Annotated in this window: 27 protein-coding genes; 9 read left to right on the top strand and 18 right to left on the bottom strand. The window is 42.6% G+C overall.

Going from position 1 to position 23,751, the window contains the following annotated elements; all coding sequences use genetic code 11:
- Positions 1-32: 32 nt before the first annotated feature.
- Together R3O62_RS06690 and R3O62_RS06685 are read left to right on the top strand one after the other, a co-directional pair.
- Complete coding sequence (locus R3O62_RS06690; RefSeq protein WP_032535396.1) at positions 33-761, top strand: murein L,D-transpeptidase catalytic domain family protein; 729 nt, start codon at positions 33-35, stop codon at positions 759-761.
- A gap of 52 nt (positions 762-813) precedes the next feature.
- Positions 814-1,767, top strand: a complete 954-nt coding sequence (locus tag R3O62_RS06685; RefSeq protein ID WP_032540311.1) for an acetylornithine carbamoyltransferase — start codon at positions 814-816, stop codon at positions 1,765-1,767.
- A gap of 59 nt (positions 1,768-1,826) precedes the next feature.
- Here the strand turns inward: R3O62_RS06685 and R3O62_RS06680 are convergent, their stop codons facing one another.
- Positions 1,827-2,222 (bottom strand): rhodanese-like domain-containing protein, encoded by a 396-nt coding sequence (locus R3O62_RS06680; RefSeq protein WP_032531766.1) that lies wholly within the window; start codon positions 2,220-2,222, stop codon positions 1,827-1,829.
- A 500-nt stretch (positions 2,223-2,722) separates the two neighbouring features.
- Between R3O62_RS06680 and R3O62_RS06675 the strand changes: the two genes are divergently transcribed.
- The gene (locus R3O62_RS06675; RefSeq protein WP_080594398.1) at positions 2,723-2,938 is read left to right on the top strand and encodes a transposase; all 216 of its coding nucleotides are present in this window, start codon (positions 2,723-2,725) and stop codon (positions 2,936-2,938) included.
- A gap of 172 nt (positions 2,939-3,110) precedes the next feature.
- Here the strand turns inward: R3O62_RS06675 and R3O62_RS06670 are convergent, their stop codons facing one another.
- The 9 genes from R3O62_RS06670 to rpmH all read right to left on the bottom strand — a co-directional run bounded on the left by R3O62_RS06670 (position 3,111) and on the right by rpmH (position 10,459).
- Positions 3,111-3,620 carry a hypothetical protein gene (locus tag R3O62_RS06670; RefSeq protein ID WP_269110181.1) on the bottom strand — a complete coding sequence of 170 codons (510 nt, stop codon included), beginning with the start codon at positions 3,618-3,620 and terminating at the stop codon, positions 3,111-3,113.
- A complete protein-coding gene (locus R3O62_RS06665; RefSeq protein ID WP_005810790.1) occupies positions 3,617-4,756 on the bottom strand; it encodes a 6-bladed beta-propeller in 1,140 nt (379 codons plus the stop codon). Before R3O62_RS06665 ends, R3O62_RS06670 begins: the two co-directional genes overlap by 4 nt.
- Before the next feature lie 152 nt (positions 4,757-4,908).
- Positions 4,909-5,232 (bottom strand): hypothetical protein, encoded by a 324-nt coding sequence (locus R3O62_RS06660; RefSeq protein WP_005810792.1) that lies wholly within the window; start codon positions 5,230-5,232, stop codon positions 4,909-4,911.
- 275 nt (positions 5,233-5,507) lie between these two features.
- Positions 5,508-6,188 carry a NigD-like protein gene (locus R3O62_RS06655; protein ID WP_269096169.1) on the bottom strand — a complete coding sequence of 227 codons (681 nt, stop codon included), beginning with the start codon at positions 6,186-6,188 and terminating at the stop codon, positions 5,508-5,510.
- The gene (locus R3O62_RS06650) at positions 6,185-7,333 is read right to left on the bottom strand and encodes a 1-acyl-sn-glycerol-3-phosphate acyltransferase (protein ID WP_005778973.1); all 1,149 of its coding nucleotides are present in this window, start codon (positions 7,331-7,333) and stop codon (positions 6,185-6,187) included. Before R3O62_RS06650 ends, R3O62_RS06655 begins: the two co-directional genes overlap by 4 nt.
- 99 nt (positions 7,334-7,432) lie before the next feature.
- Positions 7,433-8,407 carry a D-alanine--D-alanine ligase gene (locus tag R3O62_RS06645; RefSeq protein WP_005778975.1) on the bottom strand — a complete coding sequence of 325 codons (975 nt, stop codon included), beginning with the start codon at positions 8,405-8,407 and terminating at the stop codon, positions 7,433-7,435.
- Positions 8,404-9,477 (bottom strand): RluA family pseudouridine synthase, encoded by a 1,074-nt coding sequence (locus R3O62_RS06640; protein ID WP_005810796.1) that lies wholly within the window; start codon positions 9,475-9,477, stop codon positions 8,404-8,406. The genes R3O62_RS06645 and R3O62_RS06640 overlap by 4 nt, the downstream gene beginning before the upstream one ends.
- Positions 9,478-9,506: 29 nt before the next feature.
- Positions 9,507-10,148: a PASTA domain-containing protein gene (locus tag R3O62_RS06635; protein WP_250703126.1), complete on the bottom strand. Its 642-nt coding sequence runs from the start codon at positions 10,146-10,148 to the stop codon at positions 9,507-9,509.
- 149 nt (positions 10,149-10,297) lie between these two features.
- Positions 10,298-10,459 carry a 50S ribosomal protein L34 gene (gene rpmH, locus R3O62_RS06630; protein ID WP_004292199.1) on the bottom strand — a complete coding sequence of 54 codons (162 nt, stop codon included), beginning with the start codon at positions 10,457-10,459 and terminating at the stop codon, positions 10,298-10,300.
- A gap of 192 nt (positions 10,460-10,651) precedes the next feature.
- On the opposite strand from rpmH, the gene efp reads away from it, so the two are divergent.
- From efp to radC, 3 genes are all read left to right on the top strand, one after another.
- Entirely contained in the window at positions 10,652-11,218 is a 567-nt protein-coding gene (efp, locus tag R3O62_RS06625; RefSeq protein WP_005778982.1) for an elongation factor P, read from the top strand.
- A 137-nt stretch (positions 11,219-11,355) separates the two neighbouring features.
- Positions 11,356-12,345, top strand: a complete 990-nt coding sequence (locus tag R3O62_RS06620) for a glycosyltransferase (RefSeq protein WP_032542900.1) — start codon at positions 11,356-11,358, stop codon at positions 12,343-12,345.
- A gap of 58 nt (positions 12,346-12,403) precedes the next feature.
- Positions 12,404-13,099, top strand: coding sequence for a RadC family protein (radC, locus tag R3O62_RS06615; RefSeq protein WP_032531360.1), 696 nt, complete (start codon positions 12,404-12,406; stop codon positions 13,097-13,099).
- A gap of 28 nt (positions 13,100-13,127) precedes the next feature.
- Here radC and R3O62_RS06610 read toward each other — a convergent pair whose 3' ends face one another.
- The 8 genes from R3O62_RS06610 to R3O62_RS06575 all read right to left on the bottom strand — a co-directional run bounded on the left by R3O62_RS06610 (position 13,128) and on the right by R3O62_RS06575 (position 21,536).
- On the bottom strand, positions 13,128-13,892 hold the full coding sequence (locus R3O62_RS06610) for a UDP-2,3-diacylglucosamine diphosphatase (protein WP_005810803.1): 765 nt from the start codon (positions 13,890-13,892) through the stop codon (positions 13,128-13,130).
- Between the two features lie 45 nt (positions 13,893-13,937).
- On the bottom strand, positions 13,938-14,249 hold the full coding sequence (locus tag R3O62_RS06605) for a metal-sulfur cluster assembly factor (RefSeq protein WP_005778989.1): 312 nt from the start codon (positions 14,247-14,249) through the stop codon (positions 13,938-13,940).
- 191 nt (positions 14,250-14,440) lie between these two features.
- Positions 14,441-15,841, bottom strand: a complete 1,401-nt coding sequence (locus R3O62_RS06600; protein ID WP_005778990.1) for an alkaline phosphatase — start codon at positions 15,839-15,841, stop codon at positions 14,441-14,443.
- A 222-nt stretch (positions 15,842-16,063) separates the two neighbouring features.
- On the bottom strand, positions 16,064-17,260 hold the full coding sequence (locus R3O62_RS06595; RefSeq protein WP_005810807.1) for an acetate kinase: 1,197 nt from the start codon (positions 17,258-17,260) through the stop codon (positions 16,064-16,066).
- A gap of 18 nt (positions 17,261-17,278) precedes the next feature.
- The gene (gene pta, locus R3O62_RS06590) at positions 17,279-18,298 is read right to left on the bottom strand and encodes a phosphate acetyltransferase (protein ID WP_005810809.1); all 1,020 of its coding nucleotides are present in this window, start codon (positions 18,296-18,298) and stop codon (positions 17,279-17,281) included.
- A gap of 133 nt (positions 18,299-18,431) precedes the next feature.
- Entirely contained in the window at positions 18,432-19,985 is a 1,554-nt protein-coding gene (locus R3O62_RS06585; RefSeq protein ID WP_250703130.1) for a hypothetical protein, read from the bottom strand.
- A 44-nt stretch (positions 19,986-20,029) separates the two neighbouring features.
- Positions 20,030-20,827, bottom strand: coding sequence for a DUF4384 domain-containing protein (locus tag R3O62_RS06580; RefSeq protein WP_005778994.1), 798 nt, complete (start codon positions 20,825-20,827; stop codon positions 20,030-20,032).
- Positions 20,828-20,852: 25 nt separating this feature from the next.
- The gene (locus R3O62_RS06575; RefSeq protein ID WP_005778995.1) at positions 20,853-21,536 is read right to left on the bottom strand and encodes a hypothetical protein; all 684 of its coding nucleotides are present in this window, start codon (positions 21,534-21,536) and stop codon (positions 20,853-20,855) included.
- Between the two features lie 208 nt (positions 21,537-21,744).
- Between R3O62_RS06575 and R3O62_RS06570 the strand changes: the two genes are divergently transcribed.
- From R3O62_RS06570 to R3O62_RS06560, 3 genes are read left to right on the top strand one after another with little or no spacing between them, the layout of a single operon-like run.
- On the top strand, positions 21,745-22,083 hold the full coding sequence (locus R3O62_RS06570) for a CidA/LrgA family protein (RefSeq protein ID WP_005784314.1): 339 nt from the start codon (positions 21,745-21,747) through the stop codon (positions 22,081-22,083).
- Positions 22,080-22,775 (top strand): LrgB family protein, encoded by a 696-nt coding sequence (locus R3O62_RS06565; protein ID WP_005778997.1) that lies wholly within the window; start codon positions 22,080-22,082, stop codon positions 22,773-22,775. The genes R3O62_RS06570 and R3O62_RS06565 overlap by 4 nt, the downstream gene beginning before the upstream one ends.
- 55 nt (positions 22,776-22,830) lie before the next feature.
- Positions 22,831-23,748, top strand: coding sequence for a DUF2156 domain-containing protein (locus R3O62_RS06560; RefSeq protein ID WP_005778998.1), 918 nt, complete (start codon positions 22,831-22,833; stop codon positions 23,746-23,748).
- Positions 23,749-23,751: the final 3 nt, after the last annotated feature.

Below are 23,751 nucleotides of genomic sequence, written 5' to 3'. Positions count from 1 at the left end.
TATCTTTGCGCCGTTATTTTTCTCTGTTTCCTATGCAAAAAGTATTTCTATTTCTCCTGTTGTTTCTTCTTCCTTTGGCAGAAACACCCAGCCGTGTACCGGTCAGTGAACCTGTATCCGTTGCCTCCACTCCCGAAACGGACGAAGTGGATCAACTGTTCGACGATATGCACCTGGATGGTATCGTAAGCTATACAGCCTTCCGTCAGGCAGTCACCGGCTACCGGAAAATCGAGCAGAAAAGCAAGTCTATCATGACGCTGATAGACTTTTCTAAACCATCTACCCAGAAGCGCCTCTATGTGCTCGATATGAAGAATAAGAAATTGCTTTATACCTCTGTCGTATCACATGGCAGAAACAGCGGAGAGAACTATGCAACTTCTTTCTCCAATAAAAACGGTTCATACAAAAGTTCACTTGGCTTTTACCTGACAGAAAATACATATCAGGGGCGCAACGGCTACTCTCTGGTACTGAACGGACTGGAAAAAGGAATTAATGACCAAGCCAAACAACGTGCCATCGTGATGCACGGCGCCGCTTATGCCAACCCTAACATAGCCGCTTCTGCCGGCCGCCTGGGACGAAGCCTGGGTTGTCCTGCCCTGCCGCAGGCACTTGCCAAACCGATAATCGACACGATTAAAAAGGGCAGTGTGCTCTTTATCTATGCCAATAATAAGGATTATCTGGCCAACAGCACTTTCCTGTCCCCACGGCAAACGGAGTATCTTTCATGGGCACAGTCTGCCAATTGAAAATTTTATCATACCTTTGCGGAAAGGTATATTCATTCTAACAAAGACAATTATGAAGAAATTTACTTGCGTACAAGACATCGGCGACCTGAAATCAGCCCTGGCCGAATCATTCGAGATCAAGAAAGACCGGTTTAAATATGTAGAACTGGGACGTAATAAAACCCTGTTGATGATCTTCTTTAACTCCAGCCTCCGCACCCGCCTCAGCACTCAGAAAGCTGCGCTTAACCTGGGTATGAACGTAATTGTGCTGGACATCAACCAGGGAGCCTGGAAGCTGGAAACGGAACGTGGCGTCATCATGGACGGCGACAAACCAGAGCATCTGTTGGAAGCCATTCCGGTCATGGGATGTTATTGCGACATTATCGGTGTACGTTCGTTTGCCCGCTTCGAGAACCGCGAGTACGACTATAACGAAGTAATCATCAATCAGTTTATACAACATTCCGGACGCCCGGTATTCTCCATGGAAGCGGCCACCCGCCATCCGTTGCAGAGCTTTGCCGATCTTATCACCATCGAAGAATATAAAAAGACTGCCCGTCCGAAAGTAGTAATGACCTGGGCACCGCATCCGCGTCCATTGCCACAGGCGGTCCCCAACTCGTTTGCCGAATGGATGAATGCCACTGACTATGAATTTGTCATCACCCACCCTGAAGGTTATGAACTCGACCCGGAGTTTGTAGGAAACGCACGGGTAGAATATGACCAGATGAAAGCATTCGAAGGAGCCGACTTTATATATGCCAAGAACTGGGCAGCCTACACAGGTGACAACTACGGACAGATTTTGAGTACAGACCGCAACTGGACCGTAGGCGAACGCCAAATGGCCGTAACCAACAACGCCTACTTCATGCATTGCCTTCCGGTAAGACGGAACATGATTGTGACGGACGATGTTATCGAGAGCCCGCAATCCATTGTGATCCCAGAAGCTGCAAACCGCGAAATATCAGCAACAGTAGTATTGAAAAGACTGTTGGAAAATCTATAATAACAATGAACGATCAACGATGAACAGGGTTGCACATGATTGCTGTTCATCGTTGATCGTTATTTCTCTACTTTCTCTCCCGCTTCCTGCCAGGCATTAAATCCCTTATCCAGTTCGTAAACTTTATAACCTTTCTCACTGAGGATGACAGCCGCTTTCTTGCTGCGCTTACCACTACGGCAATACAAAGCTACCGGCTTATCTTTCTGAAGCGTAGAGTCTGCCATAGCGGCAAACGAATCATCAAGCACATTGATATTGATAGTCCCCGGGATATGGCCTTCAGAGTACTCGGCCATTGTACGGACATCCAACCGCTGTACGCTCTCGTCCTGAATCAGTGAAGCAAACTCCTTTACCGGCACTGTCTTGAAATCCCCTTTCGACTGCTGGCAAGAAAAGAGAGATGACAATAAAAACCATATTCCCATAAGCATTGAATTCATTTTCGACATATAATTTAGTAATTGTTTGATTCTATAACGACGTGAGTTCAACAGGATTTAATCGTTTGATTATTTGATAAATAACAATAATACCCGCAAAGTTATAATGCTTAATTATAACATTTTCAAGTCTCTTATCGCTATGTTTGCTGAAAACAAAGTTATTGAAATATTCTGTTTAACAAATGATTTCTGTTAGTTTTTTGATACCCTGTTGAAAAATATAACATAAATTCTGAAACACTTCTCAAAAGCAGAAATATCACCAAAATCCAAGAATGCCGTAGGTGATTCAATTCTCATTATGTTTCATACCTTAGATTACAGACGTTTGGAACATTATTATCAGCAATATGTATACACACATTTGACTCACCTGTTTCTCCATCTGATTTCCTATGATCATTATCGAAAACAAAGGACATATAATCAAAAACTCCTCAAAAAGTTGTTTATTAACTGAATACAATTGATTACCCTACTCAACAGCAACACACCGGAGAACACCTATGAGCATTCACGACAGAATATTGCTCAAGAAAAAATCTATCACCGAAACTATCAATGATGAACTAAAGAACATCGTCCAAATAGGGCATTCCAAACATAAGCTTTTCAAATCTTGTTGTAAATCTACTGAGCAGCATTGCTGCATATTGTTTCTTTCCCCAAAGTTGATTGTCAACATCGAAAGAGATGTCAATAATTCGATTACCATATTTTAACAATACCCATTGTGTTTACATCAAGTTATCCCATAATAATCAAGAAGTTAGGAAACAATATTTAATTAAAGCCCAATATATTATATTACAATTTTACAACTCAGAAATTATTCCTCAAACAAGTTCCTAGAAATATCGTTTTTTCATTGTTTTCAGATAAATATCTGTATAATTAGGGAATTTTTTTTTCAGGTATAAAAAGATGTTGGACCTTTCCATTTATCAGCAAAAAATAACATACATACATGGAGCCTTCTATTTTTAATCCACTTTTTTTCTTACCAAGATTTATTGTCCCTTCCTCACTAAATTTCATTTTAGGATTAAAATCAGAAGTTAAAAACCATACACATTGCCCCATATCAGTAGGCTCAAAGGACTCTTTTATCTTATTTAAAGCATACTCAACACAAATGCCACATGATTGAGCAGAATAATAGCAGACAAATACTGTATCTAAATGAATCCAAGGCAAATCTAACTCTAAACCATTATTCATACTGGCCTCATAAATATTATCCTCAATATACATTCTCTCTATTCCAAAGTCAGGATTATCTTCTTCTTTTGGTTTCTGAGTAATATTTGCGCACATAAATAATATTATAACTGTTATTATTAAAATCGAAAAAGCCATCAAAAGGCCAGAAAACAAAATCACTTTTATTCTCATTTCTGTCATTTAAATGTATATTTAATTATTATTGGATTATCGTCAAAAGTTACAGTTTCAAATTTCAATCGGTCTCTACTATTAAGTACATCTGGATTCAATGCAAAATTTAGTTCCCGAGGGCTTACATAAAAGTAGAGATAATTATTATCCATTAAAAACGGGAAACAGTCACACCCCTCCTTCAAAGAATTAAATGTGAGACAGGTCCCTTCTTTTTTATTTAATATCAAATGGTAATATCTCTTCTTCAGTCTAAAACGAGTTATATAATAATCAGAATTCTCACCATAAGCTAAAAAACATGTTGCATAATGGCTACTTACGTTACGACTATGATTAACATAAAATTCGATCGACTCCTCTTTAAGAGTCGAAATATCAAAATTATATTCCATAAAATTCCATTGAAATCTAGGTTTCAGAGTTCCATCTTCACAAATGGTAAATACATCGCCATTATAAGCTTGCACAAAGCAAACAGTATCATTATGCATATAAAATGGACTATAAGAATGATGATAAGGGGTATTAGTAAAAATAAAACTTGGTACATCATAATTCTCAGAAGTTATTTTTTTCTCTTTTATATCATAAAGCATAATCTTATTACCTTCTTTTGTGTTACTAAAGAAAACATATTTGTCGGGAGATAAATTTGCAAAATAGTTAATAGAATGTACTGTTTTGGGTAAATTTACACGCTGCTTAAAAAATTCCCCAGAATGATCATAAATATTAATATATCCCATAGCAGACATTAATTCCAAATTTTGGTTATAAGGATTAAAACTGAAATCATATAATAAAGTATACTCTTCTGGAGCAGAGCCTAATTTATTAATCTTATCTAAATATTTGCCACAAGAGTCAAATTTAAAGATTGTATTTTGAGTGTAATCTAAAACATAATAATTTCCATCATTCACTAAAATTTTTCTTAGAGGATAGCCTAATGCAGACTCCTCAGTCATCTCTAAAGGAATTATTTCCACCTTAGAAAAAATATCATAGATAGAAACTACATTATTTTTATCTATATTTACTGTCTTTATGCCCTTTACATCTCTTGGAGTGATTGTAGACGAACGCCTACATGCTGCAAGTCCCATTGCTATAATAATAAAAACAAGTATATTTTTCATAATTTAAGCCTCAGAGAAATAAATATTAAAACAATTTGAGTAAAAAGCTATAATACATTAGCACATTGTATATTAACACTTTTTACTCAAATTCATAGTTTCTGCTCTCAAAAGTTATACATAACCCTCAAAATCATTTTATATCGATACGTTTAGATCCCCCCTATTATTGTACAAAAATTCACCAAGTTAACATACCAAGAACTACAATAGTCGCTTTGATATCCAGTAAAAGTACAAAAGAAGTAACAAGTACCATATAATCCCTCTTGATATCCCATTTTGAAACAAGTACCAGAACTACCTCCACTACAAGTTACTTCAACAGGGCCAATAACCTCAGCATAAGATAGCTGTTCCACGCCAACCAAAGAAAACAAATCGGAATTCACATTCTGAGTTCTTGATATAGAGACTCCCAATGTGATAACCATAATAAATAACAAAACACTCCCCAATAAAATGTTCTTTTTCATAAGCTTCTTTTTTAAGATTAATCAAATATCGTTTAATGGTCACAATATACACATAAATAAACTAATAAAATATTATATAAAATAATATTTTATTAGTTTTAATAAATTCTCAAGACATGGTGAAATGAGAACACAAAATAAGAATAATATCTAAAGTCGTTTAATAACAAAAACGCTTTCCAATATCACTTAAATATACTCCACCCAATACAATCATACACATCTCTACAGAATTAAATAATAAATTCAAAACACAACTTTTTAGTAATTAATGATTAGTGACTGGGTACGTACTCAAACTGATAGGTCTTCACCTTCCCGTCATACGTATGCAAGCTGAAATAAATCATTGCCGGTTCGGCAGCACTTGCCGCATACCGGCCCAACGGTACCGAGACATAAGCCCGCTTGGTATAGGCTTCCATATCTCCTCCATTATCATGATAGAGCATCAAACGGACAGTTAACCGCCCTGTTACGGCATCCCTCACAACGGACTCTTCAATGAAATGGAACCTGTGTTTCTCACTTTGTGCTTTGATGGAGAGGGTCATATTCAGAAAATCACGCCCCATCCAGATACTCAGCACATCAACCGGGTCCAGTTTCAAACCATTTCCGAACTCCGCAGCGGGTACCGGGGCAGGAGATACAGTATTGGCCAATGCATAAATCCGCACCTCCTTCTGCCCACCGGCGGACGAGATTACTTCATAATTACTCACCACGCGGCTACTTCCATTCGGGAATAATTCCGTCCGGGTGCGGTCTTCTGCCACCACCAGACGCTCTCCCTTATCCGTTACCAATGTTTGCAAAGTACCGTCTGCTCCCGCCTCAGCGGTCAGAAACTCCAGTTTCACAGGAGGGTAAGAGACTCCCTCTTCTTCATTACAGGAGATCAGGAAAGCAGAGAGCAATACAAGTCGGGCGATATGCAGCACCCATATTCTCATTGACGTGCAGCTAAGTAATTCACAAGCGGATTAGCATACATCAGCAACAACTTTTCACGCAAGAATGGAATATCCTTATCGGGTATCTCAATCTTTCCAAGCTGTTTCTCCATATAGGCTTCGAAACGTTGTTTGTCGGCCAATGTATAATGGGACTCAAAATCATTTTTGCCGGTCAGCAAGTCATGAGCCACATAATTGCCCGGGTAGAGTCGATAATTGCCATGAATGCGTTCGTCGATCCATGTAGAGATGCGTGTAAACAACTCAGGCTTAGGCAAAGAACGATCCACTGTCGAAAGCAAATCATTGAGGCAGGCCCCGGTCTGGAAGTGTACCTTACCTTTATAACCAAACAGACCGGTCTGCATATTTTTCAGATCGTCTTCCATGGTCTTCTTATACCCCTCTATATCACGTTTCAACTGGAACTCCTGTGCTTTCAGGTAATCGCAAGGATCATATTCGTAAGAAATAGCAAGAGGAGCAATATTCATCTCCATCAGACGATCCACTACATCACCCTCTCCACCCATCGCAAGCATCTTGAGCACACTGTCCTGAGTGCGGTCATTGGAGTCCTTGGCACGTCCTTCACGCTGTGCAATCCAGATGGACTGGTTCTTTTGACCAATCGTATAGTGCATATAACGGGACATACGTGCCGATGATTCAAGCATTTGCCGCATAGTCAGTGCGCGCTGTACGATAAATGATTTATTGACCCGGACAAACTTTTTGATCCACGGATAAATCAGCAGGTTATCACCAATGGCAATTTCCACCGTATCCATCCCCTGGTCGACTAACAGTACCGACAAGAAGCCGGAATCGAGGATTATATCCCGGTGATTCGAAATGTATGTGTATGCCTTACTCTTGTCCGGAATAGCCGTATGATCTAATGAGATACCATCAGTACACTCCCCCGCCAGTTTCCACAGCAGACCGTAACAGAAGGTCTTCTGAAATTCCAGTTTCGTTTTGCAGGCACGCATCTTTTGTGCCAACATCTCAAAGGGAACATCCGGTATCACCCCGGCAACCACTTTCTGAAAAGCCGGATCGGCAATCAGTTCTTCGAAAACTCCGGGGAGCTCTTCGTCGTTGTAAGGACGGATTTCATCAAACTCGGTTGTATTCATAGCTTTCATTCTTTGTATAAGCTACGAGAGCCACGCTATCTTATACCACACCAAACTTGCGGTTTGTGCAGCCTGTAGCCCATTGCTCACAGCTTACAGTTAAAATTTATTCTCAATAATATCAGTCATTACATCTTTTATATCCATTCCGGCAGCACGCACCTGTTGGGGAATGAAGCTGGTAGCGGTCATACCCGGTGTGGTATTCACCTCCAGAAGATTAATCTTTTCACCTTCCGTAATGATATAGTCTACGCGGATAATGCCCGAACATCCCAATATATCATAGATAGCCGAAGTCAATGCCTGTACCCGTTTGGTCAGTTCTTCCGATACACGTGCCGGAGTGATTTCGTCTACTTGTCCGTTGTACTTCGCATCGTAATCGAAAAACTCATTATGCGTCACTACCTCAGTCAACGGGAAAACGACCGATTTTTCTTTCGTCTTATAACAACCGCAAGTCAATTCTGTTCCGGCCATAAAAGCTTCTATCATTACCTCTTCCGCTTCGCCGAAAGCTTTAGCGATGGCTGGCTGAATTTGTTCGCGCGTTTTTACCTTTGTCACTCCAAAACTGGACCCCCCTAAATTGGGTTTGATGAAGCAAGGCAGACCGATCTTCTCTATCACATCCTCATCGGAAACAGTCTGTCCCTGACGCAACAACAATGATTCGGAGATACGTACGCCAAATGCCTTGAGATACTGGTTGCAGACAAACTTATCGTAAGTGATGGCAGCAGCCAATACACCACAACACGAATACGGAATGCGCATCATGTCGAAATACCCCTGCAAACGTCCGTCTTCACCCGGCGTCCCATGAATGGTGATATAGGCAAAGTCGAATACAACCTTCTCCGCCCCATTCATAAAACTAAAGTCGTTTCTGTCTACCGGCGTTTTACTTCCGTCCGGCAACTGCACTTCCCAGCGACGGCCTTCCATTTCTACGATGTACAAATTATACTTCTCCTTATCAATGAAGGAGTAAATGCCCTGTGCACTACGCAGGGAAACTACGATTTCGGAGGTATCGCCTCCTGCCACGATGGCAATGTTGCGTTTCATTCTAAATCTCTGTTGCTAATATAGCCTCGCCACTTCTCTATCAACCGGGTCATATCATCCGGCAACTCCGAAGTGAAATGCATCTCTTCACCAGTGACGGGATGCACAAACCCCAGCGTCATGGCGTGCAAGGCCTGCCGCGGACAAGTGTCGAAGCAATTGTTTACAAATTGTTTGTATTTACTAAAGTGAGTTCCCTTCAGGATTTCGTGACCGCCATACCGTTCGTCATTAAAGAGTACGTGACCGATATGCTTCATGTGTACGCGTATCTGGTGCGTACGCCCTGTTTCAAGAATACATTCCACCAGAGTGACATATCCCAGACGCTCAAGTACCCGGTAATGGGTGACAGCATGTTTTCCTTGAGCCGGGTCGGGCATAACGGCCATTTGCATCCGGTCTTTCGGATTACGGGCGATACTCCCCACGATGGTACCTTCGTCCTGATCGACAATTCCCCATACGAGTGCACGGTATCTGCGTTTGGTAGTCTTATTGAAAAACTGAATGCCCAGATTGGTTTTGGCATCCGGAGTTTTAGCAATGACCAGTAACCCCGAAGTATCTTTATCGATGCGATGTACCAATCCCACATGAGGGTCGTTAGCATCATAGTCCGGATTATCTTTCAGATGCCAGGCGATGGCATTGACCAATGTACCATGATAGTTTCCGTGTCCGGGGTGCACAACCAGCCCGGCAGGCTTGTTCACCACCATCAGGTATTTGTCTTCGTAGACAATATTCAAGGGAATGTCTTCAGGAATAATCTCATTATCGTAGCGGGGACGATCCATCATCACCGTAATCACATCCAGCGGTTTCACCTTATAGCTACTCTTCACGGGCTTGCCGTTAGCCATGACAAAACCGTCTTCAGCAGCCTTCTGTATGCGATTGCGCGAAGCATTGACGATGCGTTCAAACAAATATTTATCTACCCGGACCATCGCCTGCCCTTTGTCCACTACCACACGGAAATGCTCGTAGAGCTGGTTCTCGTCACCTACAGGTTCTATATCATCCAATTCGTCCTGTTCAAGTTCGTCAGGCAATTCTTCTATCATGCGTTTTTTCTACGTATACGTTTCTTACATTAAAACCAGGAATCGTCTTCAGTCCCGGAATCATCAGCAGAAATGGCAGCATTTTCTACCATATCGACCGAATCGGCTCCGGCAGATTGTACCCCGTCACCCACCATCAGAGTCAAAGTAGCACCGATAGGAGCTTTATCTCCAATCTGCAACTGGTGTCCCTGATAAATGACACCATATACCCAGTCCTTCTCTCCGCTCACCATCCGGTTCTCGGTCAGCTTAAAACCAGCAGCCATTAACTTTGCCTGTGCCTGACGCACGGAGCTGTTATCGGCCACATCGGGCACTACGCACAAAGGAGTACTGAGTGTATTTATTGTGAGGTAGATCGTTCGTCCTTCTTTCACTTTCTGCCCGACCGACGGATTAAGATCAAGAATGATGCCGGACGGTTTGTTCTTTACATAATTGGAATCGGACACAACATAAGTCAGTCCCTGATCCCGGAACATCTTTTCAGCCTCGCTTACAGACATCCCTTTTACGTCGGGCACCACTACAGCTTGGCCATGGCGTGTGTATATATCCAATCCTTTAAGTGCGCCGAACACAATGAGCACAGCCACCACAACCATGGCTATGATGTTTACCCAGAAGAATCTATTGGCTTTGAAAGAAAAAAATTCTTTTATCGTCATAATTATAAGCTGTTAATCCGGACAAAGATACTATTTTCGCTACACAGTATCACAGAGTTTCACTGAGTTTTTGATAAAAGCTTATTAAAACAAAAAGAAGCAAAGGAATCTTCCTTCACTTCTTCTTATTCGTTTGCTATGGCTAATACTTATGCCTTCACTCCGTTGTATTCGTCAGAAACAGTCAGTTTCTTACGACCTTTAGCGCGACGCGCAGCCAATACTCTACGACCGTTAGCTGTAGCCATTCTCTCACGGAAACCGTGTTTGTTTTTTCTCTTTCTGTTAGAGGGTTGAAATGTTCTTTTCATTACTGTATCTTGTTTTATGTTATTATTTCTACGGATTCGGGCTGCAAAAATAGGCACTTTTTTTAAATAAACCAAGAGTTAAGTCATTTTTAGTCAAAACATTTTGTGTTTTTTGCCGATTTAGATTACTTTTGCACCCGAAAAGGTTCGAAGATAACTCAATAACAATCTATAAAATAAAGAATATCAAGTATGATTAATGCTCAAGACATCAAGAACGGAACTTGTATCCGCATGGATGGCAAACTGTATTTCTGTATCGAATTCCTCCACGTTAAACCTGGAAAAGGTAACACTTTCATGCGTACTAAACTGAAAGATGTGGTAAGCGGATACGTTCTCGAACGTCGCTTCAACATCGGTGAAAAGTTGGAAGATGTACGTGTAGAACGTCGTCCCTACCAGTTCTTATATAAAGAAGGTGAAGACTATATCTTTATGAATCAGGAAACTTTCGACCAACACCCGATTGCCCACGACTTGATCAACGGTGTAGACTTCCTGTTGGAAGGTGCCGTTCTGGAAGTAGTATCTGATGCTTCTACTGAAACCGTACTTTACGCTGATATGCCTATCAAAGTTCAGATGAAGGTTACTTATACAGAACCGGGCATGAAAGGGGATACAGCTACTAACACATTGAAACCGGCTACTGTAGAATCAGGTGCAACCGTTCGTGTTCCGCTATTTATCAACGAAGGCGAAACAATCGAAATCGATACTCGTGACGGCTCTTATGTAGGTCGTGTAAAAGCATAAACAGGTTAACTGCCGAAAAAAATGTGGTTTCTATCCCTTACGGGAATAGGGGCCGCATTTTTTTATTACCATCCATGACGGTTATCGAAAAATAATGGCATATATTTGCAAGTCAACAACCGATTATCATTAAACCTATGCGATACTCCGTTATTATCCCCGTTTACAATCGTCCCGATGAAGTGGACGAATTATTGCAAAGCCTCACTACCCAACATTTCAAGGATTTCGAAGTCATAGTGGTAGAAGACGGATCATCTGTCCCTTGCGAAGCGATAGTAAATAAATATCAAGGGAAACTGGACATACATTATTACGCCAAACCAAACTCCGGCCCGGGACAGACCCGTAATTACGGGGCCGAACGCAGCGGAGGGGACTACCTTATCATATTAGATTCGGACTGTATCCTTCCCGAAGGATACTTCGATGCAGTGGAACAGGAACTTTCTGCCACCCCGGCCGATGCCTTTGGCGGACCGGACCGGGCACATAGTTCTTTCACTGATATACAGAAAGCGATCAATTATTCGATGACTTCTTTCTTCACTACCGGAGGCATACGCGGGGGTAAAAAGAAAATGGATAAGTTCTATCCGCGAAGTTTCAATATGGGTGTCCGCCGTGAAGTCTATCAGGCATTGGGAGGTTTCTCTAATATGCGCTTCGGCGAAGACATCGATTTCAGCATTCGCATTTTCAAAGGAGGATACCGATGCCGTCTCTTTCCCGGTGCCTGGGTATACCACAAACGGCGCACAGATTTTAAGAAGTTCTTCAAGCAAGTACACAACTCCGGCATTGCGCGTATCAACCTCTATAAAAAATATCCCGAATCGCTGAAAGTCGTCCACCTGCTACCGGCTGCATTCACATTAGGAGTTACACTTCTGCTATTATGTACTCCCTTCTGCCTGTTCAGTCTTGTCCCGATTCTGCTTTATACATTGCTGGTCTGTCTGGATTCTGCGCTGCAAAACAAAAGTTTACGCATCGGCATCTATTCCATCGCTGCCTCTTTCATCCAACTTATCGGATACGGAACGGGATTCTGGCGTGCCTGGTGGGAACGCTGTGTATTGGGAAGAAACGAGTTTGAGGCTTTCCGCAAGAACTTCTATAAATAAAAAAAACTGTCTTTCAGTTGTTGATATAAAAAGAATACAAACACTCTCTATCCGACTTATGAAAAACAAACAAAAACTAAACATCAACCAGTGGTCCAAAGCCGATAGGCCACGCGAAAAAATGATGGCAAAAGGTGCCGAAGCATTGAGCGACGCCGAGCTATTGGGCATCTTGATAGGTTCGGGCAATACGGAAGAGAGTGCCGTTGAACTGACGAGAAGGATACTTGCCTCTTGCGACAATAACCTGAATGAACTGGGAAAATGGGAAGTACGGGACTTTTCCTCGTTCAAGGGCATGGGACCCGCCAAAAGTCTTACTATCATGGCAGCTCTTGAACTGGGGAAAAGGCGCAAACTACAGGAGAGCAAAGAGCGTGAACAAGTCAGATGCTCAGAGGACATTTACAGGCTGTTCCACCCATTAATGTGCGACCTACCACAAGAGGAGTTCTGGATCCTACTTTTGAATCAGGCATGCAAAGTAATCAGCAAATTACGTATCAGTACAGGGGGGATTGACGGAACATACGCCGATGTACGTACCATCTTGCGGGAAGCCCTGATAGGACGTGCCACACAGATAGCTCTGATTCACAATCATCCGTCGGGCAATGCAAAACCAAGCCAGGAAGACAAACGCCTGACGGCAGCTATACAAAAAGCGTCGCAAACAATGAATATTACCCTGACGGATCATATCATTGTCTGCGACGGTTGTTTTTATAGTTTTGCTGACGAAGGGCTTATCTGATTCGTCTCCGGCAACTGACTCCGGAAAATTAAAGCTGTGTTTCTCCCTCGATGTAATTCTCAAGAAACAGGTTCTCACCATCAAACACCGCATAGGAGAAATAATTGATCCAGTCGCCCAGAATAAGTATACGTGCGGTAGCACTTAACATCAAGTCAAGTTCAATGTGACGGTGACCGTAGATGAAGAAGTTTATATCGGGATGATTTTTCAGATACTCCTTTGTGTAAAGCACCAAGAACTCCTTATCTTCACCCATATAATCAGGCTCTTTCCCCCCTTCACGTTTCAATCGGCTATGTTTGGCCCAATTCAGTCCTAAATCCATACTCCAACGGGGATGAATGGCGGAAAATAAAGTCTGCAACGTACGACTATGGAACATCGTGCGCAGTAACTTAAACTTTTTGTCCGGATCGCCCAGTCCGTCACCATGCGCCAAATAGAACTCTTTCCCATAGATTTCCGTAGTCACCGGCTCACGGTGAATCGTCACCCCACACTCCCTGGTCAGGTAATCGCCACACCAAAGATCATGGTTGCCCGTAAAGAAATGCACCTCTACTCCCATATCAGTCAGTTCAGAGAGTTTTCCTAAAAAACGGGTATAACCTTTGGGCACCACCAAACGGAACTCATACCAAAAGTCGAACATGTCACCCAGCAGATATACCGCGGCAGCTTTATGTTTAATGCTGTCGAGAAAATTGACCAGGCGCCGCTCCTGTGTACGTCCGTGCTCTATGGCACGTGAACCCAAGTGGGCATCAGAAAGGAAATATACGTTCTTCATACTGTAAGAATGGATCGTTTAAGAATAGAAGTAAAACAGTAACGATTATAAAAAGCCCAGTTCCAGTTTAGCCTCTTCACTCATCATATCTTTGTCCCACTCCGGCTCAAAAACCAGATTGATAGTGGCGGAATTCACTCCCTCAATTGACTCTACTTTCTGCCGCACATCTTCCATAATGAAATCTGCCGCAGGACAATTAGGAGCGGTCAGGGTCATATCGATAGAGACCTCTCCCTCTTCGGCGACGTCTATCTTGTAGATCAGTCCCAGATCGTATACGTTTACCGGTATCTCGGGATCGAATACGGTTTTGAGCATATCTACTATCTTTTCTTCTATTTCAAACTTAGTCATTTCTATATTTCTTTGAAAGTTTACAAGACAAAGCTAAAGAAATTCTTTGAAAGATAGAGAATATTGAGGATAAATTAACGTCAACGAGGCAAGTTCATTACAAAACACACAGAGTACACAGAGTTTATTAATACGTATATCAACAAATCCTCTGTATACTCTGCGTGCTCTATGGTGAACTTATCTGCCGTTTACTTATATCCGCCCGCTTTTGCAATGCGTCTCGGAATCTCTGTATTATCCATTTTACCGATGAACAGATCAGAACCGGCACCGATAGCAAACACCGGCACATATCCTGCAGAATGCCCACCGCTGGTCCAGCCTACCATAGCGATCTGATCCATCACCTCTTTGGCTTTGGCTGCCATCGGTTCAGTCTTGGCATACATACTCTCGGCAAATTCTACTTTATTTTTCACGAATGACTTTTCATATTCGTCACGCAGTTTCTTTTCCTGCTCCCACGAGATAGGAAGTACAGACCAGAAGCCCATCTGTTCGGACAACAGATTTTTAACGTCTTCCCAAGCCACATGGTTGTTCTTAGCTTTGCGCAAATCACTGATCTTCTTAGACAATTCTTCAGCAGATGCCTTCTGGTTTTCAAGTGCTTTAAGATTCAGAGCGTATCTTCCGGTTCCCAATGCCATACCACCTGTCTCATGATCGGCAGTTACTACAATCAGGGTTTCTTTCGGGTGTTTTTTGTAGAATTCATAAGCAACTTTGATCGCATTATCCATATCGGCTACTTCGTGGAACACTGTAGCAGCATCATTTCCATGGCATGCCCAGTCTATCTTACCACCTTCTACCATCAGGAAGAAACCTTTATTTTTTCCTTTGGTCAGAAAATCAATCGCGCTTTCCGTTATCTGTGTGAGGGTTAAGTCACCTTCTTTACTGTCGATAGCATAAGGCAAAGAACCCGCATCGGCACCTTCCTCCTGAATCAAAATCATCTTACCGGCTGTGGCAGCTTTAGCCTTATAATCGTTATATCCACGGGCAATGGTGTAACCGGCTTCTTCAAACATCGGGAAAACGCTCGGAGCTTCTTTTTTGTCGTAAGTAGTAGTCGGTTTCAGGAAACCGGCACCGGCATAAAAGTCAAAACCGGCTTTAGGAAGATCGGTAGCTATTTCATAATACATATTACGATCCGGCTGGTGTGCATAGAAAGCAGCAGGAGTAGCATGATCGACGCTTACACTGGTAGTAACCCCAACCTTCTTGCCGGCTTTCTTAGCTTTCTCGGCAACAGTCTGTAAGGGATTCTTCTGATCATCCATGCCAATAGCACCATTATAGGTCTTTTCACCGGTTGAAAGGGCTGTCCCGGCAGCAGAAGAATCTGTCACAGAGTTGGTAGCAGAAAAAGTAGTAGCCATCGTTCCGACGGGAAACCGGGTGAAAAGCAAAGGCTCCACACCAATGCGCCCTTTCTGGATTTCGGCACGGTACATCTCCGTACCATTTACTTGGTTCACACCCATTCCATCACCAATGAAATAGAAAACATATTTTGCCTGAGCATTCGCAATAACTGCCACACAGACAAAAAGAAAGAAATAAAAAAGTCGTTTCATTCTTGTATCATTTAAGTTTATTTGAGTTAGTGATAGCAAAGATAAAACTTTTAAAATGAAGAAAAGGAGAAAGGGATATGAATATTCTGTTAAATAGCTCGTCCCCGGCTGCTTAGCGCTCAAAAACGGATTGCCTCCCTCCACACCCAAACTATATAAAAAGCCGGAGTACAGAGAATAAATCTCCGCCTCCGGCCTTTCCTCTATATTACTTATCAACCTTTATTTATCCAGGATAGCCATTGTATCAGACGCAATCAGCAATTCTTCGTCTGTAGGGATCACCACTACCTTCACTCTTGAGTCATCAGCTGAGATAATGGCCTCTTCGCCACGAACCTTATTCTTTTCAGCGTCGAGTTTCACGCCCAGAAATTCCAGTCCTTCACAAACACCGGCACGGCAAGTTGCCTGATTTTCACCGACACCACCTGTGAACAGGATAACGTCTACGCCTCCTAAAGCAGCAGCATATGCACCAATATATTTCTTAATGCGGTAGAAATACATCTGTTCTGTCAAGATAGCCTGAGGATCACCTTTTGCAACGGCAGCCTCCAAGTCACGCATATCACTTGAACCGTTCATCATACCAGCCACACCGCTTTTCTTATTCAACAGGTTGGAAATGCCTGTAGTTGTCAAGCCTTCCTTATCCATAATGAATGTTACAGCTCCGGCATCGATATCACCAGAACGGGTACCCATCATCAAACCTTCCAACGGTGTCAATCCCATAGAGGTATCGATACATTTGCCATCTTTGATAGCGGCGATCGAACCACCATTTCCGATATGGCAAGTAATCAGTTTCAGTCCTTCCGGTTTAATCCCCAGATATTCGCACACGCGCTGTGAAACGTAACGATGGGAAGTTCCGTGGAAACCATAACGACGTACACCGTACTTTTTGTACAATTCATAAGGAATAGCATACAGGTATGCATATTCCGGCATGGTTTGGTGGAATGCAGTGTCGAATACACCGATTTGCGGAACATTCGGCAGAATAGCCGTAATGGCATCAACTCCTTTCAGGTTAGCAGGATTGTGGAGGGGAGCCAGATCGTTGCAGGCAGCGAAAGCTTCAAGCACTTCTTTAGTCAGTAATACTGATTTACTGAAGCGTTCACCCCCGTGTACCATACGATGACCTACGGCATTGATCTCTTCAAGTGATTTGATAGCGCCATATTCCGGGCTTACCAAGGTATTCAGGATGAACTCTACCCCTACAGTATGTTCCGGAATATCCTTCTCAAGGATTTTCTTCTCACCGTTGGGCAAAGTCAGTTTCAGGAATGAATCTTTCAAACCGATTTTTTCGATTCCTCCCTGGGCAATCACTTCTTTGCTGTCCATATCGAACAGCTTGTATTTGATAGATGAACTACCACAGTTCAACACTAAAACTTTCATATCTGATTTTCGATTTAATTATTTACCATTCTTTGCAGCAATCGCCTGATTGGCTGTGATTGCAATCATTCTGTATACGTCTTCAATAGAACATCCGCGTGAAAGATCGTTTACCGGGCGGGCAATACCCTGAAGAATCGGACCTACAGCATCGGCATGTCCCAAACGCTGCACCAGTTTATAAGAAATATTACCAACTTCCAGACTCGGCACAATCAGCACATTTGCCTCACCGGCAACCGGAGAACCGGGAGCCTTGCTCGCACCTACCGAAGGAACCAGAGCGGCATCCGCCTGCATTTCACCATCGATATTCAAATCGGGTGCCATCTCTTTAGCTAATTTCAATGCCTCTACCACCTTGTCCACATTTTCATGCTTTGCCGAACCTTTAGTAGAGAAACTAAGCATTGCTACTTTCGGATCAGCTATTCCTGCTACCGCCTGAGCAGTACGCGCTGTACAAACGGCAATCTGTGCCAGTTGTGAAGCGTCCGGAACCGGAGTTACAGCAACATCCCCCATCACCAGCAGACCATTCTGACCGCATTCCGGTGCATGTGTCAACAGCAGCATAGCACCCGACACACATGTAATCCCCGGAGATGTCTTTATAATCTGGAGAGCCGGACGAAGCACATCTCCCGTAGTATTACGGGCACCCGCCAATTGTCCGTCAGCGTCACCACTTTTAATGATCAGACAGCCCAGATACAACGGATCGAGTACCAATTTACGGGCTTCTTCGATAGTCATACCTTTTTTCTTACGGAGTTCGCACAACAATTGCGCATATTCTTCTTTCTTCGGATGATTCTCAGGATCAATAATAGTGGCCCTGTTGATATTTCCGAGTCCCCATTTGGCAGCGGCAGCATTAATTTCTTCCGGATTACCCAAAAGAATCAAATCTGCAACTTCATCTGTCAAAATCTGATTGGCAGCTTTCAAGGTACGTTCCTCTGTACCTTCGGGAAGGACAATGCGCTGGCGATTAGCTTGCGCACGCGCAACGATAGAGTTAATTAAATTAAGCATAGATATTTAATATTGTATATAAATTCAGTAGGGTGTGTTATTTCACGCCGCAAAAGTACACAATATTGCAATATCAACATTGCAATTCGGGGTATTTTTTACCCCGAACCTGCAATTATTATAATATTTAACACTAACGGATTATTTCCGGAGCTACACTCTTGAAACGATCCATACACATTCCTATCGGTGCACCGATATAAGTAGGATCACAAATAAGATATTTTTTACCATCCAGCAAGATGTAGTCACCCGAGATTTCTTCGTTGAACCGGACAGCCGAAGCGATATGGTTCGGATAGTCGAGCAGCACAGCGTCCAATCCCATCAAGTCTTTCACCAGATTGGAGAACAAGATGGCACGGTCCTCACAGTCACAAGCCGGATAATAAAAGTTCTCATCCATGAAGAAAGGCTTTTCATAGCCAAATTGTTCACCATCTGTCTGATATTGAAATGAATTCTGTACAAAATCAATCAGAATGTTCGCAGCATCCTTCTCTGATTTTCCCTTTATAGCTGTCTGCAAAGACGGATAAAGGGCACTCTTCAACTCTTTGCTCATGGGTGTTTTATAGTAGACAGCAACTTCACATTGCGGATAATCTTTATAAAAGTCCATCAGGTTCTTATTGACAACCGCATTGATTTGAAGAAGAGATTTTTCCGAAGGAGACACTGTTTTACCTAACTCTTGCATACCGAACTGTGGCACAGCGTTCAAATCCATACACACCAGATTCTTGGCATTGGCAAAATCCTGACTGTAGGTATAAACAGCCATCGAACCGCCCTTATCTGCTTCAAACACATAGTACTTGACGCCCTTGAAAGTAATATACGGAACACCGAATATAGTTCCTGCCGGAGCCACCAACAACTTCAGCTTATCGTTTATTTTAGACAGACGCACCTTATATCCACATTTATTGAGAATAAACATCTGTAAAAAAGCAACATCATCTTTCCGGACAGCACCACACATTTGTACCCCTAACTGTTTAATGAACAGCAAGAATGCCCAGTCGTTCATCCGATGCTCATTCTTCAAACGGACGCAATCGTTAATCAATTGTTCGTGATCGGCTTTACACAACCGGCTCCAAGCAGCCGCAACTTTACTCTCGCTTGTCCCCCCCAGTACAAAGTCTTCAATAATATCCGTAGCCACCTCAAACTGAGTACCATAGAACTCAATCACATTGCGACGGGCCGAACTTCCGGGCAGCGGAACCGGGATATCAACTTTCACAGGAGTATAAGGTTTACCCGGTACATAGACACCGGGTGCCGGCTTATCTGCTACCGCAGGCAGATCCGGCTTTTTAACTTCCACATTTACTTTATCCCCTACTCCCGGTTTATCGGACACAGGTATTTTGGGAGCCGCCGGCTTAATCTCTACCGGAGCAGGGACAGGTTTCTTTTTATCGAAAAGTGTCGGTTTCACCGGTTCCGGTCGTGTCGGCATTGAATCCCCCACAGAGGCATTATACTTTTGCCACGCTTCCTTCAGAAATGTGGCAAACTCTTCGTCTGCTTTATTTTTAAAGTCTTTATATTCTTTCTGCTGTTTCTTTTGGAAATTATCAAACTCCTTCTGATAGTTCACATCCTGTGCCATAGCAACGGATGGAACCAGAAAGAGTGACGCAAAAACGAAAGAAAAGTAATATTTCGTTTTCATCATAATAAGTGATTAATGATTAACGGTCAGTAGTTCGGGAACCACTATTTTATAAGTACCATATCATAAAAAGCACAACGCTGAACTGCCGGAATAGAGTACACCCACTCTAATACATTCTGATAAGTGACCTCTTTAGTAAACGGAATATCCTCTTTAGTTGCCACCATCATCATATTTATCTTCTCGCTCTCCTTGTTATGCTGTTTCTCCATACGATAGTCCACAGCATTACTGAAAGGAATCGAATATTCTTTGCCGGCTTTCAACAACGTATTGGGTTCGTAACTATTAGGATAAAGCAAAGCTCCCCCATTACTGTCGAACCAGAAAAACTTCAAGTATGAATCCGTACCATGTACAGTCAACTTACAGTGAAACACATCCCCCTCACGATAGAGTGTCTCCACCCCTTTCACTTCGAGAGCATACGAACTGTCCGGTTTATCCTCTTTCTGCACTTCGGCATCGATGGTTACTACCTTATACAAGCTGCGTGTATCTGTGTCCCAAACCTCTTCTACCTTTTTATTAGTAATATTCACCATTCCTCCGATAGCAAGCACATTCATTTGCGAATAAGCTTCGTGAAGCTCCTGTCCGTCTTCCTGGGTAATCTGCCCAAAAACAGACCACACATTCTCCATCACGCCCGCCTTTTGCAAAGCAGCTTTCTTTGCTTCCATAAAAGCACGCTCTTCCGCCTGCTTCAATGTGATGTCATCGCTGACCTGCCAACGCCCTTGTACACCTTTCACTTTTACGGGTTTCTGGGCATAAAGAGCGCTGGCAGCGGTCAATAAAAGTACAGCTAAAATTCCTAATAGCCTGTTTACGTTCATTCAGTTTGCCTTTTTATATTAAAACTCACTGAGCAAGTTTATCCAGTTCTTTAGCCAGTTCCGGTGATTTTTTAGCCAATTCTTCGCTAAGCGCTTTGACAGCAACTTTGTTTGCCGCCTCCAGACTGTAACCAATGGTAACCATTACCTCAACATTTTTATTTGGCAATGTCCTGTACACTTCCACCAAAGGAATAGTGCGCCCCAACGTTCCGCTGATAATACTTTTTCCGGCAGCTACAGCACTCGACAGGCTGGCCGCTTCTTCCTGTCCCATATCGTCATTGGCAACTTTCGATTCAATCAGTTGAGTCACCTTTGTCTGAACCTGTCCGGCAATGTCAATCTTAGCAGTATTGGTTGCCTGCATAGCCGCAGCCGACTGATTTCCACCAATCACTCTTGCAGTTGCTATATACCAATATGGATTGCCATTCATATCGATTTCCATCTGTTTTTCCCATGAATTTTCCAGCTGTTTGTCCAACGGCAATTTTCCAACCGGAGTCTTGAAGCCTTCTTTTGCCAGTGCTTTCGCCTCTTTGCGGGCTTCTTTAATCGCTTTTTTCTGCAAATCTTTGTTGATTACTTTTTCGTCCTTTTGAATTGCTTTATAAGCCTTACCTGTCGCTTTTTCTTGTGCAAATGCATTTAAAGAAATCATCATTGCCAGTGTTGCAAAAACACTGATTAATAAACTCTTTTTCATGTCAATTCTGTTTTTAGTAGTTAATATTCGTTATGTATATTCGTTTTTCATTTTGCAAAAATAGATAAAGTAATCCATTTCGTTTACTTTTTCTTGTTTTTTTTGTAGTTGTCCACTGTTAAAAAAGAATCTTCGTACCATATTAGTTGATACCCTAACTCTATTTTTCATAACTTTGCAACGTTTTCAAAATTCAATAGGTAATAGTATGATACGTCAGTGTGCCATTTTATTTGGCTGTTTGGCTTTGGGTGAATTGATTGTTTATCTCACGGGGATTAAGCTCCCGTCCAGCATCATCGGGATGTTGCTGCTCACCCTTTTTTTAAAATTAGGTTGGATCAAATTGCATTGGGTGCAAGGAATGTCCGACTTTCTGGTTGCTAATCTTGGTTTCTTCTTCATCCCCCCGGGAGTGGCCCTGATGTTGTATTTCGACATCATTGCGGCGCAATTCTGGCCGATTGTGATAGCTACCTTAGTCAGTACCCTGCTGGTGCTTGTCATCACCGGATGGGTTCATCAATTAACACGTAAACTCAAATGAACTATTTAGAAAATGAATTTTTCCTGTTGGCAATCACTTTTGGGATTTACTTCTTTGCCAAGCTTTTACAGAAAAAGACAGGAATTCTGTTGCTAAATCCGATCCTGTTGACTATTGCAGTCATTATTATCTTCCTCAAAATAACAAACATCTCTTTTGAGACTTACAATCAGGGTGGACATCTGATTGAATTTTGGCTGAAACCGGCAGTCGTAGCACTTGGAGTTCCTTTATATCTGCAACTTGAAACCATAAAAAAACAGCTGCTTCCCATCATTCTGTCCCAATTGGCCGGCTGTATCGTCGGTGTGATATCAGTAGTATTGATAGCCAAGTTAATGGGAGCCTCGCAGGAAGTAATTCTGTCACTTGCTCCTAAATCGGTAACCACTCCGATTGCTATGGAAGTCACTAAAACATTGGGGGGAATTCCGTCACTGACAGCAGCTGTAGTAGTATGTGTAGGTCTGCTGGGTGCTGTATTAGGTTTCAAGACCATGAAAATCATGCACGTAGGTAGTCCTATAGCTCAAGGACTCTCCATGGGTACGGCCGCACATGCCGTCGGCACCTCAACGGCTATGGACATCAGTAGCAAATACGGAGCTTATGCAAGTCTTGGCTTAACGCTCAACGGTATATTTACCGCATTGTTGACTCCAACTATTTTACGAATGTTAGGCATTCTCTAACAAAATCGTTTTATCTTTGTTATATATAAACAGTTAATTAGGAAACAAAAACTTTATGATCGCATTCAAAGATATAACGATCCAGGATAAGGATACCATCACAGCTTACACGATGAATAGTTGTCGCCGCAACTGCGACCTATCTTTTTCAAACTTATGCAGCTGGCGGTTCTTGTATCACACCAAGTTTGCCATAGTCGACAATTTTCTGGTTTTCAAATTTTGGGCCGGTGATGAACTGGCTTATATGATGCCTGTCGGTGAAGGAAACCTCGAAAAGGTATTGAACGAACTGGTTGAGGATGCCCGGCAGGAGGGCGAACCTTTTTGTATGCTGGGTGTCTGTTCGTGTATGCGCGAAGACCTTGAGGCTATCATGCCCGGTCAGTTTGGATTCACGGTTGACCGTGATTATGCCGACTACATTTATTTGCGCAGCGATCTCGCAACACTGAAGGGAAAAAAATTCCAGTCAAAGCGGAATCACATCAACAAATTTCGCAACACATACCCTGATTACGAATACACTCCGATCACCAAAGACAGAATTCAGGAGTGTCTGGAACTGGAAGCAAAATGGTGCAAAGCCAATGACTGTGACCAGCAGGAGGGAACCGGAAACGAGCGCCGTGCTTTGCTCTATGCCCTCAACCATTTCGAAGAGTTAGGATTAACGGGAGGTATCCTGCATGTCAATGGTCAGATTGTAGCTTTTACTTTCGGCATGCCGATCAATAAAGAAACCTTCGGTGTACATGTGGAAAAAGCAGATACGAATATTGATGGAGCTTATGCCATGATCAATTACGAATTTGCCAACCACATCCCCGAACAATATATTTACATCAACCGTGAAGAAGATTTGGGAATAGAAGGGTTGCGTAAAGCTAAGCTCTCATATCACCCGGAAACGATTCTGGAGAAATATATGGCTTGTTTGAAAGAACAACCTGTAGAAATGATAAAATGGTAGCAT

Origin of the sequence: Bacteroides hominis (assembly GCF_033042785.2) — a bacterium.
Taxonomy (GTDB): Bacteria; Bacteroidota; Bacteroidia; order Bacteroidales; family Bacteroidaceae; genus Bacteroides; species Bacteroides hominis.
The sequence above is the reverse complement of the archived record's forward strand: the minus strand, read 5'-3'. Positions and strand labels throughout refer to the sequence as shown.

What these genes read in the sequence shown, in the direction of transcription:
- R3O62_RS06690 (WP_032535396.1), top strand. Translation starts at nt 33, where the DNA reads ATGCAAAAAGTATTTCTATTTCTCCTGTTGTTTCTTCTTCCTTTGGCA.
- R3O62_RS06685 (WP_032540311.1), top strand. Translation starts at nt 814, where the DNA reads ATGAAGAAATTTACTTGCGTACAAGACATCGGCGACCTGAAATCAGCC.
- R3O62_RS06680 (WP_032531766.1), bottom strand. Translation starts at nt 2,222, where the DNA reads ATGTCGAAAATGAATTCAATGCTTATGGGAATATGGTTTTTATTGTCA.
- R3O62_RS06675 (WP_080594398.1), top strand. Translation starts at nt 2,723, where the DNA reads ATGAGCATTCACGACAGAATATTGCTCAAGAAAAAATCTATCACCGAA.
- R3O62_RS06670 (WP_269110181.1), bottom strand. Translation starts at nt 3,620, where the DNA reads ATGACAGAAATGAGAATAAAAGTGATTTTGTTTTCTGGCCTTTTGATG.
- R3O62_RS06665 (WP_005810790.1), bottom strand. Translation starts at nt 4,756, where the DNA reads ATGAAAAATATACTTGTTTTTATTATTATAGCAATGGGACTTGCAGCA.
- R3O62_RS06660 (WP_005810792.1), bottom strand. Translation starts at nt 5,232, where the DNA reads ATGAAAAAGAACATTTTATTGGGGAGTGTTTTGTTATTTATTATGGTT.
- R3O62_RS06655 (WP_269096169.1), bottom strand. Translation starts at nt 6,188, where the DNA reads ATGAGAATATGGGTGCTGCATATCGCCCGACTTGTATTGCTCTCTGCT.
- R3O62_RS06650 (WP_005778973.1), bottom strand. Translation starts at nt 7,333, where the DNA reads ATGAATACAACCGAGTTTGATGAAATCCGTCCTTACAACGACGAAGAG.
- R3O62_RS06645 (WP_005778975.1), bottom strand. Translation starts at nt 8,407, where the DNA reads ATGAAACGCAACATTGCCATCGTGGCAGGAGGCGATACCTCCGAAATC.
- R3O62_RS06640 (WP_005810796.1), bottom strand. Translation starts at nt 9,477, where the DNA reads ATGATAGAAGAATTGCCTGACGAACTTGAACAGGACGAATTGGATGAT.
- R3O62_RS06635 (WP_250703126.1), bottom strand. Translation starts at nt 10,148, where the DNA reads ATGACGATAAAAGAATTTTTTTCTTTCAAAGCCAATAGATTCTTCTGG.
- rpmH (WP_004292199.1), bottom strand. Translation starts at nt 10,459, where the DNA reads ATGAAAAGAACATTTCAACCCTCTAACAGAAAGAGAAAAAACAAACAC.
- efp (WP_005778982.1), top strand. Translation starts at nt 10,652, where the DNA reads ATGATTAATGCTCAAGACATCAAGAACGGAACTTGTATCCGCATGGAT.
- R3O62_RS06620 (WP_032542900.1), top strand. Translation starts at nt 11,356, where the DNA reads ATGCGATACTCCGTTATTATCCCCGTTTACAATCGTCCCGATGAAGTG.
- radC (WP_032531360.1), top strand. Translation starts at nt 12,404, where the DNA reads ATGAAAAACAAACAAAAACTAAACATCAACCAGTGGTCCAAAGCCGAT.
- R3O62_RS06610 (WP_005810803.1), bottom strand. Translation starts at nt 13,892, where the DNA reads ATGAAGAACGTATATTTCCTTTCTGATGCCCACTTGGGTTCACGTGCC.
- R3O62_RS06605 (WP_005778989.1), bottom strand. Translation starts at nt 14,249, where the DNA reads ATGACTAAGTTTGAAATAGAAGAAAAGATAGTAGATATGCTCAAAACC.
- R3O62_RS06600 (WP_005778990.1), bottom strand. Translation starts at nt 15,841, where the DNA reads ATGAAACGACTTTTTTATTTCTTTCTTTTTGTCTGTGTGGCAGTTATT.
- R3O62_RS06595 (WP_005810807.1), bottom strand. Translation starts at nt 17,260, where the DNA reads ATGAAAGTTTTAGTGTTGAACTGTGGTAGTTCATCTATCAAATACAAG.
- pta (WP_005810809.1), bottom strand. Translation starts at nt 18,298, where the DNA reads ATGCTTAATTTAATTAACTCTATCGTTGCGCGTGCGCAAGCTAATCGC.
- R3O62_RS06585 (WP_250703130.1), bottom strand. Translation starts at nt 19,985, where the DNA reads ATGAAAACGAAATATTACTTTTCTTTCGTTTTTGCGTCACTCTTTCTG.
- R3O62_RS06580 (WP_005778994.1), bottom strand. Translation starts at nt 20,827, where the DNA reads ATGAACGTAAACAGGCTATTAGGAATTTTAGCTGTACTTTTATTGACC.
- R3O62_RS06575 (WP_005778995.1), bottom strand. Translation starts at nt 21,536, where the DNA reads ATGAAAAAGAGTTTATTAATCAGTGTTTTTGCAACACTGGCAATGATG.
- R3O62_RS06570 (WP_005784314.1), top strand. Translation starts at nt 21,745, where the DNA reads ATGATACGTCAGTGTGCCATTTTATTTGGCTGTTTGGCTTTGGGTGAA.
- R3O62_RS06565 (WP_005778997.1), top strand. Translation starts at nt 22,080, where the DNA reads ATGAACTATTTAGAAAATGAATTTTTCCTGTTGGCAATCACTTTTGGG.
- R3O62_RS06560 (WP_005778998.1), top strand. Translation starts at nt 22,831, where the DNA reads ATGATCGCATTCAAAGATATAACGATCCAGGATAAGGATACCATCACA.